The 15,589-nt window shown below is 51.4% G+C and carries 13 protein-coding genes and 1 tRNA gene; all 14 read left to right on the forward strand.

The features are described 5' to 3' along the window. The coding region (tuf, locus tag HOJ08_05075; protein ID MBT5672805.1) for an elongation factor Tu at positions 1–139 on the forward strand (139 nt) is incomplete at its 5' end. A 68-nt stretch (positions 140–207) separates the two neighbouring features. Continuing rightward, positions 208–283: transfer RNA gene (locus tag HOJ08_05080), tRNA-Trp, on the forward strand. Positions 284–364: 81 nt separating this feature from the next. Beyond that, positions 365–562 carry a preprotein translocase subunit SecE gene (gene secE / locus HOJ08_05085; protein ID MBT5672806.1) on the forward strand — a complete coding sequence of 66 codons (198 nt, stop codon included), beginning with the start codon at positions 365–367 and terminating at the stop codon, positions 560–562. 20 nt (positions 563–582) lie between these two features. After that, positions 583–1,113, forward strand: a complete 531-nt coding sequence (gene nusG, locus HOJ08_05090) for a transcription termination/antitermination protein NusG (GenBank protein MBT5672807.1) — start codon at positions 583–585, stop codon at positions 1,111–1,113. Positions 1,114–1,254: 141 nt separating this feature from the next. Continuing rightward, a complete protein-coding gene (rplK, locus tag HOJ08_05095) occupies positions 1,255–1,689 on the forward strand; it encodes a 50S ribosomal protein L11 (protein ID MBT5672808.1) in 435 nt (144 codons plus the stop codon). 4 nt (positions 1,690–1,693) lie between these two features. After that, on the forward strand, positions 1,694–2,398 hold the full coding sequence (rplA, locus tag HOJ08_05100) for a 50S ribosomal protein L1 (protein ID MBT5672809.1): 705 nt from the start codon (positions 1,694–1,696) through the stop codon (positions 2,396–2,398). A 254-nt stretch (positions 2,399–2,652) separates the two neighbouring features. Then, on the forward strand, positions 2,653–3,171 hold the full coding sequence (gene rplJ, locus HOJ08_05105; protein MBT5672810.1) for a 50S ribosomal protein L10: 519 nt from the start codon (positions 2,653–2,655) through the stop codon (positions 3,169–3,171). A gap of 43 nt (positions 3,172–3,214) precedes the next feature. Beyond that, entirely contained in the window at positions 3,215–3,586 is a 372-nt protein-coding gene (gene rplL / locus HOJ08_05110; protein ID MBT5672811.1) for a 50S ribosomal protein L7/L12, read from the forward strand. 114 nt (positions 3,587–3,700) lie between these two features. Then, complete coding sequence (rpoB, locus tag HOJ08_05115) at positions 3,701–7,870, forward strand: DNA-directed RNA polymerase subunit beta (protein ID MBT5672812.1); 4,170 nt, start codon at positions 3,701–3,703, stop codon at positions 7,868–7,870. 74 nt (positions 7,871–7,944) lie between these two features. Then, positions 7,945–12,120, forward strand: a complete 4,176-nt coding sequence (rpoC, locus tag HOJ08_05120) for a DNA-directed RNA polymerase subunit beta' (GenBank protein MBT5672813.1) — start codon at positions 7,945–7,947, stop codon at positions 12,118–12,120. 334 nt (positions 12,121–12,454) lie between these two features. Beyond that, entirely contained in the window at positions 12,455–12,826 is a 372-nt protein-coding gene (rpsL, locus tag HOJ08_05125) for a 30S ribosomal protein S12 (GenBank protein ID MBT5672814.1), read from the forward strand. Positions 12,827–12,836: 10 nt separating this feature from the next. After that, the gene (rpsG, locus tag HOJ08_05130; protein ID MBT5672815.1) at positions 12,837–13,307 is read left to right on the forward strand and encodes a 30S ribosomal protein S7; all 471 of its coding nucleotides are present in this window, start codon (positions 12,837–12,839) and stop codon (positions 13,305–13,307) included. A 47-nt stretch (positions 13,308–13,354) separates the two neighbouring features. Then, a complete protein-coding gene (fusA, locus tag HOJ08_05135; protein MBT5672816.1) occupies positions 13,355–15,427 on the forward strand; it encodes an elongation factor G in 2,073 nt (690 codons plus the stop codon). A 21-nt stretch (positions 15,428–15,448) separates the two neighbouring features. Further along, a partial coding sequence (tuf, locus tag HOJ08_05140; protein ID MBT5672817.1) for an elongation factor Tu occupies positions 15,449–15,589 on the forward strand: 141 nt, incomplete at its 3' end.

Raw genomic sequence — 15,589 nt, forward strand, 5'->3', positions numbered from 1 at the left:
AATGGTGATGCCTGGAGATAATGTGTCGGTGACGGTTACGTTGATTAACCCCATCGCCATGGAAGAAGGACTGCGTTTCGCCATTCGCGAAGGTGGCCGCACTGTTGGCGCCGGCGTCGTCTCTAAAATTATCGAATAAGCAGGGTAGCGGTGAGCGCAGGCAGCACCCGGCAAATTGTCGGAATGCTGAGTGCTCCATCACTGTGAAGGAGCGTAGCTCAATTGGTAGAGCGCCGGTCTCCAAAACCGGAGGTTGTGGGTTCGAGACCCTCCGCTCCTGCCAGTTAGAGGCCAGTTAAGAGATTGGTTCGTAAGCATTCGCCGAGTTTGGCAAAAAGGTTTGGGTATAGGTTCAGGGTGCATGATGGCAAAAACATCACCGTTTCAGTTTATTCAGCAAGTACGCCAGGAGGTGAGCAAAGTCACCTGGCCGTCTCGCAAGGAAACGACGATTACAACAGTGATGGTGTTCATCATGGTGATTGTGGCGGCGGTATTTTTTCTCATTGTTGATCAGGCATTATCCGTTCTGATCAAGGCAGTCCTGGGTTTGGGCATTTAGAGTAGGAAGAACAAGGCACTATGGCGCAGCATTGGTACGTCATTCACGTATATTCGGGCTTTGAGAAAAAAGTATCCGAATCCATTCGCGAGCAAGCGGATCAAAAGGACATGGGCGACATGTTCGAAGAGATCCTTGTGCCTGTGGAAGAAGTGGTTGAAATGCGCCGCGGGGCAAAGGTTTCCGCAGAGCGTAAGTTCTTCCCGGGTTATGTGCTGGTGAAGATGGAAATGACCGATGACTCGTGGCATCTGGTCAAGGAAACATCGAAGGTAACCGGTTTTCTGGGCAGTGGTAACAGGCCAAGCCCGGTTCCCCAAAGGGAAGTCGATCAAATTGTGCGCCAGGTCCAAGAAGGGATCGAGCGGCCAAAACCGTCGGTCACTTTCGAGATCGGCGAACAGGTTCGGGTTTGCGATGGGCCATTCCAGTCTTTCTCTGGTCTGGTGGAAGAAGTTGATGAAGAACGCGCCCGTCTTAAGGTCGCGGTTTCAATCTTTGGCCGGGCAACACCGGTTGAACTTGAATATTCTCAGGTCGAAAAGGGCTGAGGATTGGAATTTAGACCCGGGAACGCATTTTCGTTTTCGGTATCGTGCGGGAGGTTTGCCTTTGAAGACCAGAAGGCGCCGCACCGCGCACCCCTTGGGGGTTGGCATGATGCCAGCGTCCAAACCTTGAAAGGGTAGAGAATGGCAAAGAAAATACAGGGCTATATCAAGCTCCAGGTACCGGCCGGTCAGGCTAATCCGTCGCCCCCAATTGGGCCAGCGCTGGGCCAGCAGGGTGTCAATATTATGGAATTCTGTAAGGCGTTTAACGCCCAGTGCCAGGCTGATAAATTAGAGCCGGGCATGCCAATTCCTGTGGTCATTTCGGTTTATGTCGATCGCAGTTTTTCTTTTACAACCAAGACGCCACCGGCAAGCTTCTTTCTCAAGAAAGCAGCAAAGCTTACCAAGGGTTCAGGAGAGGCGGGCAAAGTCGTTGCTGGCCAGGTCTCTATGGCTCAGGTGCGCGAGATTGCGGAAAAGAAAATGGTGGACCTTAACGCGAACGATTTAGATCAGGCAGCAAAGATCATTGCCGGTACGGCGCGGTCCATGGGCCTTGAGGTTGTAGGATAAGATTATGGCAAAGCTTGGAAAACGGACGAAGAAGGCCCAAGAGGGCATTGACCGGGACGCATTTTATAACGTCGATGAAGCGGTTAAGTTGGTAAAGGAACACGCAACAGCCAAGTTTGATGAGACCGTCGAATTCTCCATCAATCTGAATGTTGATCCGCGTCATGCAGATCAAATGGTTCGTGGCGTTATTGCCCTGCCCCATGGCACCGGCAAGACGCTTAAAGTTGCGGTGTTTGCCAAAGGTGACAAGATCAAAGAGGCAGAAGATGCCGGTGCCGATGTCGTTGGTGGCGATGATCTGGCTGAACAGGTCCAGAGCGGCAAGATCGAATTTGATCGCTGCATTGCAACCCCTGACATGATGGGTGTTGTTGGACGGCTGGGCAAAGTTTTAGGCCCCCGTGGTCTGATGCCAAACCCAAAGCTGGGGACTGTGACGCAAGATGTTGCCAAGGCCGTGGCTGCCGTCAAAGGTGGGCAAGTTGAATTTCGGGCCGAAAAGGCCGGTGTTGTTCATGGCATCGTTGGCAAGGCAAGTTTTGGTCAAGATGCCCTAGAGACGAATGTACGAACTTTTTATGACGCCATCATCAAAGCCCGCCCAACGGGTGTAAAGGGTGTCTATGTAAAGAAGGCAACACTGTCCTCGACCATGGGGCCTGGGTTGACTTTGGAATTAACGACCTTGGGCGAGAGCCAGGATTAAGAAATTTCATCCCCCAAAGGGGGTGAGGCAGGGCGAAATTGTTTTTCGCCCGCCTGTCCGAGACTGTAGGTGCTGCGGAATTTTCGTAGCTTAAGGGGTATCCGCCTGCATAGACGGGAGTAGAGGTTCTGGCATTTATGCCCGGACTTGAACTTCTGGGACAGGGGAGAGGACCATCGGGGTCATCCCGAGGGTCCAAAGTGGAACGTCTTTAAGGCATTTTGCCAAAAAGACATTGTCTAAGGAGACGACAAGTGAACCGGACTGAGAAAGAAAATCTGGTTGCTTCGCTTAAAGATCTGTTTGATGGATCGAACCTAATGGTTGTTACCCATCAAAGCGGATTGTCGGTTGCTGAATCTACGGATTTACGCCGCCAGATGGGCGAAGCAGGGGCCAGTTTCAAAGTCACTAAAAATCGGCTTACACGTCTCGCCCTGGAAGGCACGAAGTTTGCTGACCTTGCACCATTGTTTTCGGGACCGACGGCCATTGCGACGTCAAAAGACCCGATTGCAGCGGCCAAGGTGGCAGTCAAATACGCTAAAGATAATGAAAAGCTGGTTATTACTGGTGGCGTGTTGGACGGAAAAACACTCGATGTTGATGGCATCAAGGCGCTCGCGTCTCTGCCATCGCTCGATGAGCTTCGTGGCAAACTCGTTGGCATGCTGTCAACGCCTGCAACCAGAATCGCCCGTGTGCTGAGTGCACCCGGCGGGCAGGTTGCTCGTGTGATTGCAGCCCATTCGGAACAGGGAGAGGCGGCCTAGAGCCACCCACCAACAGAAGTTTAAGTTAAACTGGAGAAATAAAATGGCCGATATTGAAAAAATTGCAGAAGATCTTTCCGCACTGACCGTTATGGAAGCAGCTGAACTGTCCAAGCTTCTCGAAGAGAAGTGGGGCGTATCAGCAGCAGCTCCGGTTGCAGCAGCAGCTGCTGCTGCAGGCGGCGGCGAAGCAGCCGAAGTCAAGGACACCTTTGATGTTGTTCTGGCTTCCTTTGGCGAGAAAAAGATCAACGTGATCAAAGAAGTCCGGGCGATTACTGGCCTGGGTCTCAAGGAAGCGAAAGATCTGGTCGAAGCAGCACCGAAAGCAGTTAAAGAAGGTGTTGATAAGGCTGAAGCCGATTCGATCAAGGAAAAGCTTGAAGGCGCTGGCGCCACTGTTGAGCTGAAGTAGTTTGGTTTATGCCCCCGGCAATGTGCCGGGGGCGTGATCCTTTCCTGATTTCAGGAAAAAGTGTTTAGTATCAAGTATCTAAGATAACGCATCGTTCTAAAGGACCTCTGATCCATGGCGAAATCCTTCACCGGTCGTAAACGTATTCGGTATGACTTTGGCCGCTTGCCTTCGGCTGTGCCGATGCCCAACCTGATTGAGATGCAAAAAACGTCTTATGACGAGTTTTTGCAAATGGGCGTTCCCCCGCGTGAGCGGACGGATACGGGCCTGCAGGAAGTATTCAAATCAGTTTTTCCGATCAAGGATTTTTCTGATCGCGGTACCCTTGAATTCGTCCAGTACGAATTCGAAGAGCCTAAATATGATGTCGAGGAATGCCAACAGCGTGGCATCACCTTTGCAGCACCCCTGAAAGTTACCCTGCGCCTGGTGGTGTGGGATATCGATGAAGATACCGGGGCGCGCAGCATTCGTGACATTAAGGAACAGGATGTCTACATGGGCGATTTGCCGCTCATGACACAAAACGGCACCTTCGTGATCAATGGGACAGAGCGGGTCATCGTTTCCCAGATGCATCGCTCTCCTGGTGTGTTTTTCGACCACGATAAGGGCAAGACCCATTCTTCGGGCAAATACCTGTTTGCCGCGCGCATCATTCCTTATCGCGGATCATGGCTCGATTTTGAATTCGATGCGAAGGATCTGGTCTATGTCCGCATTGATCGCCGTCGCAAATTGCCCGTGACGACCCTTTTGATGGCGCTGGATGATACCGCAACGGAAGCGGTTCGTGCACAGCGTCTCAAAGATGACGAACCCCGTTTGACGCCGAGCGAAATCACCGGCATGCCAGCAGAAGAAATTCTTTCTTATTTCTATGATGACATTCCCTACACCTTGACGAGCAAGGGTTGGCAGACAGCCTTCAACGCAGAATCCATGCGTGGCGTTAAACTGGAAGCCGATCTGATTAATGCCAAAACAGGCAAGGCCGTTGCTGTTGAGGGTGATAAAATTACTCCCCGGACGTCGCGCAAGCTTGAAGACGATGGCTTAAAGGAAATTCTGGTTGGTGATGAAGACCTGTATGGGCGCTTCATTGCCGTTGAATTGATTAATGAAAGCACAGGTGAGGTGATTGCCGAAGCCGGTGATGAGCTTGACGAAGAAAAGCTTGATGCCATTAAGGAATCGGGCGCCAAGAAAATCACCGTGCTGGCCATTGATAACGTTAATGTCGGTGGCTACATTCGCAACACGCTGGCGGCAGATAAAAACACCTCCCGTGCCGAAGCATTGACCGATATCTATCGGGTTATGCGTCCCGGTGAACCACCAACCCCGGAAACGGCAGAAGTCTTGTTCCGAGGCCTGTTCTTTGATTCCGAGCGTTATGATTTGTCCCCTGTTGGCCGGGTCAAGATGAATGCACGACTTGGCATTGAAACCGATGATCAGGTGCGCACCTTGCGCAAAGAAGACATTCTGGCCGTGGTCAAGATGATGGTTTCCTTGAAGGATGGTAAGGGTGAAATCGATGACATCGATCACCTGGGCAATCGTCGGGTTCGCTCTGTTGGTGAATTGATGGAAAATCAGTATCGGGTTGGCCTTTTGCGCATGGAACGCGCAATCCGCGAACGGATGAGCTCGGTCGATATTGACTCTGTTATGCCCCATGATCTGATCAACGCAAAACCGGCAGCAGCGGCGGTTCGTGAATTCTTTGGGTCTTCACAGCTTTCCCAGTTTATGGATCAAACCAATCCGCTTTCGGAAATCACCCACAAGCGTCGCTTGTCAGCATTGGGCCCAGGCGGGTTAACGCGTGAGCGTGCAGGGTTTGAAGTGCGCGATGTGCATCCGACTCATTACGGGCGTATCTGTCCCATTGAAACGCCAGAAGGGCCAAATATTGGTCTGATCAATTCTCTGGCAACCTATGCCCGGGTTAATAAATATGGCTTTATCGAAAGCCCGTACCGCAAAGTTGTGGACGGCAAGGTAACGGATGAAGTGCTTTATCTTTCCGCAATGGAAGAGGGCAAGCACACCATTGCTCAGGCCGATGCGGAACTGGATGATAATTACGGTTTTGTTGCCGATTTTGTCAGTTGTCGTGGTGGTGGTGATTTTGTGATGACCCGCCCCGAAGACATCGACTTCATGGACGTGTCCCCCAAACAGTTGGTCTCGGTGGCCGCATCGCTTATTCCATTCCTGGAAAACGATGATGCCAACCGTGCATTGATGGGCTCAAACATGCAGCGACAAGCGGTGCCGTTGATTAAAACCGATGCGCCTTTGGTTGGTACTGGTATGGAAAGCATTGTGGCCCGGGATTCCGGTGTTGCGCTGGGTGCAAAACGTGCGGGTATTGTTGATCAGGTGGATGCAACCCGCATTGTTATTCGTGCTCTGGAAGAAACTGATTCCTCAGCATCGACCGTGGATATCTATAACCTTCTGAAGTTCCAGCGTTCCAACCAGAACACCTGTATCAACCAGCGTCCGCTGGTGAAGGTTGGCGACAGGGTGGCCCAGGGCGATATTATTGCTGATGGCCCCTCAACGAACCTTGGCGAACTGGCCCTTGGGCGTAACGTGCTGGTCGCGTTCATGCCTTGGAATGGTTATAACTTTGAAGATTCCATCCTTTTGTCCGAACGCATTGTTCGTGACGATGTCTTTACCTCGATCCATATCGAGGAATTCGAACTGATGGCCCGGGATACAAAACTGGGTCAGGAAGACATCACGCGCGACATTCCCAATGTCGGTGAAGAGGCACTTCGTAATCTGGACGAAGCCGGTATTGTCTATATCGGTGCAGAGGTTCACCCAGGCGATATTTTGATCGGCAAGGTGACTCCTAAGGGTGAAAGCCCAATGACCCCGGAAGAAAAACTGCTTCGGGCCATCTTTGGTGAAAAGGCTTCTGACGTTCGTGATACGTCGTTGCGCCTGCCCCCAGGTGTGGCTGGAACCGTGGTTGAAGTGCGGGTGTTCTCGCGCCGTGGTGTCGACAAGGATGAACGCGCTCTGACCATTGAACGGGATGAAATTGAACGCCTGACCAAGGATCGGGATGATGAAAAAATCATTCTGGAACGCGGTTATGTCGGCCGTTTAACCAGCCTGCTTTTGGGCAAGGTCGCTGCGAGTGCCCCCAATGACATCAGTGCGGGTACAAAGATCACAGAAGAACTTATCAATGATTTAACGCCGGGTCAGTTGCGCCAAATCAGCGTCAGCGACGACAAAATCATGGCTTCTTTTGAAAACATCAACAAGCAGTTTGATGGATCAATTGCTGATCTTGAAGCCCGTTTTGAAAACAAGGTGGATAAGCTCCAGCGTGGCGATGAATTGCCGCCTGGCGTCATGAAGATGGTCAAAGTCTTTGTTGCTGTTAAGCGCAAGATGCAGCCGGGTGACAAGATGGCCGGACGTCATGGCAACAAAGGGGTTGTGTCCAGGATTGTGCCTATCGAAGACATGCCTTATCTGGAAGACGGTACCCACGTGGACATCGTTCTTAACCCGCTGGGTGTGCCATCGCGTATGAATGTTGGCCAGATTCTAGAAACCCATCTTGGTTGGGCTGCCGCCGGACTGGGACGCCAAATTGAAACGGCGCTTGAAGCCTACAAACGTTCCGGAAGTTCCGACGGATTGAAGGATACATTCAAAAATATTTACGGCGATAGCTGGGACGAAGAAGGTGCATCGTTCAACGATGATGAACTTGCCGAGCTGGCCAAGAATGAAACCTTTGGCGTGCCCATGGCGACCCCTGTTTTTGATGGGGCCCATGAAGATGACATTGTTAAGATGTTGGAAAAGGCGGGCCTTGCTTCGTCTGGGCAATCCACAGTGATTGACGGACGTACCGGGCGGACCTTCGACCGCAAGGTGACGGTGGGTTACATCTACATGTTGAAACTGCACCATTTGGTTGATGACAAAATCCATGCCCGTTCCATTGGTCCATACAGTCTTGTTACCCAGCAGCCGCTTGGTGGTAAGGCCCAGTTTGGTGGCCAGCGGTTTGGTGAAATGGAAGTGTGGGCGCTTGAAGCTTATGGTGCTGCGCATACCTTGCAGGAAATGTTGACGGTGAAATCCGATGATGTATCGGGTCGAACTAAGGTCTATGAGGCAATCGTTCGCGGAGATAATGCGTTCGAAGCTGGCATTCCGGAATCCTTTAACGTGTTGGTTAAAGAATTGCGGTCGCTAGGGCTGAACGTAGAATTGAATCAGGACGAACTGTAGTTCTTAGATAAATTAGGACGGGGATTCCCCGTTCTGTGCCGGGCATCGCCCGACAACACGAGCAGGAGACTTTGATGAACGAATTGATGAAGGTCTTTGGTCCCGCAACGGCTCCCCAGAGCTTTGATGAAGTGCGGATTTCCATCGCCAGTCCGGAACGTATCCGGTCATGGTCTTTCGGTGAAATTAAAAAGCCGGAGACGATCAATTACCGTACGTTCAAACCGGAAAGGGATGGCCTTTTCTGTGCGCGTATTTTTGGTCCGATTAAGGATTACGAATGCTTGTGCGGCAAATACAAGCGCATGAAGTATCGTGGTATTATCTGCGAAAAATGCGGGGTCGAAGTCACGTTGTCCAAAGTGCGTCGCGAGCGCATGGGGCATATTGAGCTGGCCAGCCCTGTTGCCCATATCTGGTTCCTGAAATCTCTGCCCAGTCGCATTGGCTTGCTGCTGGACATGACCTTGAAAGATCTGGAACGCATTCTTTATTTCGAGCAATACGTGGTGACCGAGCCTGGCTTGACGCCGCTGACGCTGCAGCAATTGCTGACGGAAGAAGAATTCATCGAAGCTCAGGATGAATATGGCGAAGATGCCTTCAGCGCATCCATTGGTGCCGAAGCCATTCGTGACATGTTGTCGGTCCTTGATCTCAAGGCTGAACGCGATACCGTGCGTGTTGATCTTCATGAAACCAAATCAGAAGCCAAGCGCAAGAAGTATGTCCGCCGCTTGAAGCTGATTGAAAATTTCATGGAATCCAAGGCCCAACCTGAATGGATGATTCTGGAAGTTGTTCCTGTCATTCCCCCGGAATTGCGCCCATTGGTGCCTCTGGATGGTGGCCGGTTTGCAACATCGGATCTCAACGATCTGTACCGCCGGGTGATCAACCGCAACAACCGCTTGAAGCGCCTGATCGAACTTCGCGCACCTGACATTATTGTGCGTAACGAAAAACGGATGCTCCAGGAAGCTGTGGATGCATTGTTCGATAACGGCCGTCGTGCGCGGGTTATTACCGGCGCCAACAAACGTCCGCTGAAATCACTTAGCGACATGCTCAAGGGCAAACAGGGTCGTTTCCGCCAGAACTTGCTTGGCAAACGCGTGGATTATTCCGGGCGATCTGTCATCGTGGTGGGTCCGACGCTCCGCTTGCATCAATGTGGGCTGCCAAAGAAAATGGCGCTGGAGTTGTTCAAGCCGTTCATTTATTCAAAGCTGGAACTCTACGGGCTGGCAACCACCATCAAGGCTGCGAAGCGTATGGTGGAAAAGGAACATCCCGAAGTTTGGGATATTCTGGAAGAAGTTATTCGGGAACATCCGGTCCTTCTTAACCGCGCACCAACCTTGCATCGTCTTGGTATCCAGGCGTTTGAACCGGTTCTGGTAGAAGGCAAGGCGATTAACCTGCATCCGCTGGTTTGTGCAGCATTTAACGCCGATTTCGATGGCGATCAAATGGCCGTTCACGTGCCGCTGTCACTGGAAGCCCAGTTGGAAGCGCGCGTTTTGATGATGTCCACCAACAACATCTTAAGCCCCGCCAGTGGCAACCCGATTATTGTGCCAACCCAGGATATTATTCTGGGTATTTACTATATGTCGCTGGAGCGTGAAGGCGAAATTGGTGAAGGCATGGCGTTTGCCGATCTGGGCGAAATCCAGAAGGCAATTGATGAAGGTGCGGTGACGCTCCATACACGGATCAAGGCCCGTTATATTGGTGTTGATAAAGATGGCAATTCAACTCGGGAACTAGTGGACACCACACCGGGCCGGATGCTGATCTCTGATATTTTGCCGCGTCATCCTGAAATTGGCTTTGATGCCATCAACCAGGTTTTGACCAAGCGTGCAGTCTCCACCTTGATTGATATTGTCTATCGTTCATACGGTCAGAAAGAAACGGTCATTTTCTGTGACCGGATGATGACCCTTGGGTTCTCCAACGCATTCAGGGCTGGCATTTCTTTCGGCAAGGATGATCTTTTGATCCCGGCTGCCAAGGAAACCCTGGTCAGTGAAACCCAGGTGCGGATCGAAGAATACGAACAGCAATACCTTGATGGTCTGATCACCCACGGTGAAAAATACAACAAGGTAGTTGATGCCTGGTCTCAGTGTACTGATGCCGTTTCCAAGGAAATGATGAAGGCAATTTCAACGATCGTCCCGGGTGAGCCCATTAACTCGGTCTATATGATGGCGCATTCCGGTGCACGTGGTTCTGAAGCCCAGATGAAACAGTTGGCTGGTATGCGTGGTCTGATGGCCAAGCCATCTGGTGAAATTATCGAAACACCGATTATTTCCAACTTCAAGGAAGGCTTGACGGTGCTCGAGTACTTTAACTCGACCCATGGCGCCCGAAAGGGTCTTGCCGATACGGCCTTGAAAACGGCCAATTCCGGGTATTTGACCCGCCGTCTGGTTGATGTGGCCCAAGATGCCATCATCGTCAAGGAAGACTGCAAGACAAAGAATGGCCTGACCATTCGTGCCATTATTGAAGGTGGTGATGTTATCTCGCCTTTGGCCGAACGAATTCTTGGCCGCGTTCCTGCGCTTAATGTCATTGATCCCTTGTCGGGTGATGTGGTCGTCAAGGCGGGTACCGTGATGGACGAAGAAATCGTCGATACTGTTGAACGGGCTGGCGTTGAAGAGGTTCTGCTTCGAAGCGTTCTGACCTGTGAAAGTGAAAAGGGCGTTTGCGTCAAGTGTTATGGCCGTGATCTTGCCCGTGGCACGGTGGTCAATATTGGCGAAGCGGTCGGCGTTATGGCTGCCCAGTCCATCGGTGAGCCGGGGACACAGTTGACCATGCGGACGTTCCATATTGGTGGCGCGGCCCAGCGTGGTGCAGAACAATCCAGTGTCGAAGCGGCATTTGATTCCAAGGTCATCATTAACAATCGCAATACGGTCCAGGATTCAGAAGGTCACCCTGTGGTGATGGGTCGAAATTGCGAAATCGCGCTGGAAGATTCTTCTGGCCGGATCAAGGCCCGCTATAAAGTGCCATATGGTGCGCGTCTTCTTGTTGAAGAGGATGCCCAAATTGAAAAAGGCGACAAAATGGCGGAATGGGACCCCTATACCATTCCCATCATCACCGAAAGTAACGGTGTGGCCAATTACGTCGATCTGGATGACGGTACGAGCTATCGCGAAACCATTGATGAAACCACCGGCATCTCTTCTAAAGAGGTGATTGACTGGAAGTCCCTGCCAAAGGGGGCCGATTTACGGCCACGCGTTACGCTTCGTGACAAAAAGGGCGAAGTTGTCATTCTGCCCAATGGCCATGAAGCGCGTTACTTCATGTCACCGGGGGCCATTCTTCGTGTTGAAAATGGTGCGGATGTTCATGCTGGTGACGTGCTGGCACGGATTCCCAGGGAATCTTCAAAAACCCGCGATATTACGGGTGGTCTACCCCGGGTGGCGGAACTGTTTGAAGCCCGCAAGCCCAAGGATTTCGCGGTGCTTGCCGAAGGTCCAGGCCGGGTTGAGTTCGGTAAGGATTACAAGTCCAAACGCCGTATTGTGGTGCGCCCAGATGAGGGTGAGCCCACGGAATACCTGTTGCCCAAGGAACGCCATATTTCGGTTCGCGAAGGTGAATTTGTCGAAAAGGGTGATTACCTGATGGATGGTAATCCTGTTCCCCATGATATCTTGCGGGTTTTGGGTGTCGAGGCTTTGGCCGCGTACCTGGTTCGGGAAATTCAGGATGTTTATCGGCTTCAGGGTGTGCGCATCAGCGACAAGCACATCGAGGTGATTATCCGCCAGATGCTGCAAAAGGTTGAGGTCGGTGATCCGGGTGAAACAACCTATTTAACGGGTGAAACCATTGATCGGCTTGAATTTGAGGCTGTTAATGCCAAGGCCAAGGCTGATGGCTTTAAACAGGCCAGTGCCGAACCTGTGCTTCAGGGCATAACCAAGGCATCTCTTGCGACCAGTTCGTTTATTTCTGCGGCTTCTTTCCAGGAAACCACACGGGTTCTGACCGAAGCAGCCGTATCAGGCAAGGTTGATCGCCTGATTGGCCTTAAGGAAAACGTCATTGTCGGGCGTCTTATCCCGGCAGGGACAGGGGCTGTGATGAACCAGTTCAAGCAGATCGCCTCAGGTCGAGACCGTGAAATGGCGGCAATTGACGCCAAAAAGGCCGTAATTGAGGGTGAAGTAAGTGAAGAAGGCGAGGGTGAACAGCAAAGCGCCTAAGGGGGGCCGGGCTGGGTTTGAGCAGGGGGAATAAAAACCTGCTTTAAGCCCGGTTTTTGGGAAATAAGCGGTTGACGTCTGATTGTCCCGAAACTAGTATGCGCGCTCCGTTGGGGGGCCGGTGGTAGGATACGTTATCCTAGACGCGGCCTCAAAGTTTGACGAAATACCGGTGCTGTTTTTTGATGGTGCCACATTATGAGCTGGTGACGAATGGCTCGCAGGGTTCTGCACATTCGTTTGTTATTTAATTTCAAAACCTTATCCCTTTCCGGGGATAGCTCCGGAAGGGCTGTGTTGTGAGGTTTTGTCGTTTAGGATTTGGAAGGTAGAGATGCCAACGATCAATCAATTGATCCGCAAGCCACGCCGCAAGCCTGTTGCCCGCAACAAGGTTCCGGCAATGGAAGCGTGCCCGCAAAAGCGTGGTGTATGTACCCGCGTCTATACCACTACTCCGAAAAAGCCGAACTCGGCGCTCAGAAAGGTCGCTCGCGTCCGTCTGACCAATGGTTTTGAAGTAACCAGCTATATTCCCGGCGAAGGCCATAACTTGCAGGAACATTCGGTTGTCATGCTTCATGGCGGTCGCGTCAAGGATCTGCCCGGTGTGCGTTATCACGTCATCCGTGGCGTGCTCGACACCCAGGGTGTTGGCGACCGGCGCCAACGTCGTTCCAAATACGGCGCCAAACGGCCCAAGTAGGAGATTCTGGATGTCACGTCGTCACGCAGCTGAAAAGCGCGAAATTCTTCCCGATCCCAAGTTCGGTGATCTTGTGGTCAGCAAATTTATGAATTGCCTGATGCTCGATGGTAGAAAATCCGTCGCAGAAACCATCGTCTATGGTGCCTTTGAAGCGATTTCACAAAAGGCCGGTGGAGACCCTGTAAAGGTTTTCCATGAAGCCCTTGATAATGTGAAGCCGTCCATTGAAGTGCGTTCACGCCGTGTCGGTGGTGCCACCTATCAGGTTCCAATTGAAGTGCGCAATGATCGCCGCCAGGCATTGGCGATCCGGTGGATTATTGATGCCACCCGTGCACGCAATGAAAACACCATGGTTGATCGCCTTGGTAATGAATTAATGGATGCGGCAAACAATCGCGGTAACGCGGTTAAAAAGCGCGAAGACACGCATCGCATGGCGGAGGCCAACAAGGCCTTTTCGCATTATCGTTGGTAGAATAGGGGACGCATCCTTTTAGGGCGCAGAAATCAGGAATAAGACAAATGGCACGCGAAAATCCCCTTAGTAATTACCGTAACATCGGTATCATGGCACACATTGATGCCGGTAAAACGACGACCACTGAGCGGATTCTCTATTACACAGGTCGCTCCTACAAGATTGGTGAAGTGCATGAAGGCACAGCCACCATGGACTGGATGGAGCAGGAACAAGAACGCGGCATCACCATTACCTCCGCTGCGACGACGGCCATGTGGGATGATCATCAGATCAACATCATCGACACCCCGGGTCACGTTGATTTCACTATTGAAGTAGAACGCTCACTGCGCGTCCTTGATGGTGCCGTTGCCGTCTTTGATTCCGTTGCAGGTGTTGAACCACAATCCGAAACAGTCTGGCGCCAGGCCGATAAATATCGGGTACCGCGCATTTGTTTCATCAATAAAATGGATCGCACCGGTGCAGATTTCTATCGCTGTGTTGATATGTTTATTGATCGCCTGGGCGCCAAACCGCTGGTTTTGCAATTGCCCATCGGTTCAGAAGCTGAATTCGTTGGTATTATCGACATCTTGAAAAACAAGGCCATCGTTTGGAAAGACGAAGATCTTGGCGCGGAATTTGAAGAACAAGATGTTCCCGCAGACATGGTTGATCGTGTTGAAGAATATCGTTCAAAGGCAATTGAGACTGCGGTTGAATATGATGATGCCGCCATGGAATTGTACCTTGAAGGCACTGAGCCCAGCATGGATGTCTTGAAGGCCTGTATTCGCAAGGCAACCTGTTCCAACGCTTTGGTCCCTGTTTTCTGTGGTTCTGCATTCAAGAACAAGGGCGTGCAAACTCTGCTTGATGGCGTTGTTGATTACCTGCCTGCCCCAACGGACGTTGAGGCCATTAAGGGAATTCATCCCGATACAGATGAAGAAATATCCCGTGAAAGCAGCGATGATGTACCATTCTCAGCCCTTGCTTTCAAGATCATGACCGATCCGTTTGTTGGCTCTCTGACCTTTGTCCGGGTTTATTCAGGCGTTTTAGAAACAGGCCAGAACATCATAAACACCGTTAAAGGCAAGCGCGAACGTGTTGGCCGTATGTTATTGATGCATGCCAATTCACGCGAAGATGTCAAAGAAACGCGTGCGGGCGAAATTCTGGCCATTGCCGGCCTTAAGGATGTCACCACCGGTGATACCCTTTGTGATCCCGCCCATCCGGTTATTCTTGAACGAATGGAATTCCCGGAACCGGTTATCGAAGTGGCCGTTGAACCAAAGACCAAAGCAGATCAGGAAAAGATGGGCCAAGCCCTTCAGCGCCTTGCGCAGGAAGATCCTTCCTTCCGGGTCACCAGTGATGAAGAAAGTGGCCAGACCATTATTAAGGGCATGGGCGAACTTCATCTTGATATTCTTGTCGATCGCATGCGTCGTGAATTCAAGGTTGATGCCAATGTCGGTGCGCCCCAGGTAGCGTATCGTGAAACCATCACCAAAGAACACATCATTGATTACACCCATAAGAAACAAACCGGTGGTTCAGGTCAATTTGCCCGCATCAAAATGATATTTGAACCTGCAAAAGGTGAGGGCTTTGTTTTTGAAAGCAAAATCACCGGTGGCAACGTGCCAAAAGAATATATTCCAGGTGTTCAAAAAGGCCTGAACAGCGCGAAAGAAACAGGCGTTCTGGTCGGCTTCCCGGCAATTGATTTTAAGATTACCTTGATCGATGGCGCCTATCACGATGTTGACTCCTCAGTCATGGCCTTTGAAATTGCAGCGCGCTCGGCCTTCCGCGAAGCCATGCAAAAAGCTGGCCCCGCACTTCTTGAACCCATTATGAAGGTCGAAGTTGTCACCCCGGAAGATTATATGGGTGATGTTATTGGTGATCTGAATTCCCGCCGGGGCAATGTTTCCGGCATGGAACAACGTGGGAATGCTCACGTAATTTCGGCAATGGTGCCGCTTGCCAACATGTTTGGCTATGTAAACACGCTTCGCTCAATGAGCCAGGGGCGTGCACAATTCACAATGCATTTCGGGCAATACGAACAAGTGCCACAAGCTGTGGCCGACGAAGTTCGCGCGAAATTGGCATAAACCTCGCTACGGAGAAAGAATATGGCGAAGGAAAAATTCGAGCGGTCAAAACCGCACTGTAACATCGGCACCATTGGTCACGTTGATCATGGCAAGACAACACTGACGGCCGCGATTACGAAGGTTCTGGCCGAGAGTGGCGGCGCTGAATTTACGGATTAC

Source organism: Rhodospirillales bacterium, from assembly GCA_018666775.1.
GTDB lineage: Bacteria > Pseudomonadota > Alphaproteobacteria > SMXQ01 > SMXQ01 > JABIXC01.

Coding starts and splice junctions, on each gene's coding strand:
- secE (MBT5672806.1), top strand. CDS start 365: ATGGCAAAAACATCACCGTTTCAGTTTATTCAGCAAGTACGCCAGGAG.
- nusG (MBT5672807.1), top strand. CDS start 583: ATGGCGCAGCATTGGTACGTCATTCACGTATATTCGGGCTTTGAGAAA.
- rplK (MBT5672808.1), top strand. CDS start 1,255: ATGGCAAAGAAAATACAGGGCTATATCAAGCTCCAGGTACCGGCCGGT.
- rplA (MBT5672809.1), top strand. CDS start 1,694: ATGGCAAAGCTTGGAAAACGGACGAAGAAGGCCCAAGAGGGCATTGAC.
- rplL (MBT5672811.1), top strand. CDS start 3,215: ATGGCCGATATTGAAAAAATTGCAGAAGATCTTTCCGCACTGACCGTT.
- rpoB (MBT5672812.1), top strand. CDS start 3,701: ATGGCGAAATCCTTCACCGGTCGTAAACGTATTCGGTATGACTTTGGC.
- rpoC (MBT5672813.1), top strand. CDS start 7,945: ATGAACGAATTGATGAAGGTCTTTGGTCCCGCAACGGCTCCCCAGAGC.
- rpsL (MBT5672814.1), top strand. CDS start 12,455: ATGCCAACGATCAATCAATTGATCCGCAAGCCACGCCGCAAGCCTGTT.
- rpsG (MBT5672815.1), top strand. CDS start 12,837: ATGTCACGTCGTCACGCAGCTGAAAAGCGCGAAATTCTTCCCGATCCC.
- fusA (MBT5672816.1), top strand. CDS start 13,355: ATGGCACGCGAAAATCCCCTTAGTAATTACCGTAACATCGGTATCATG.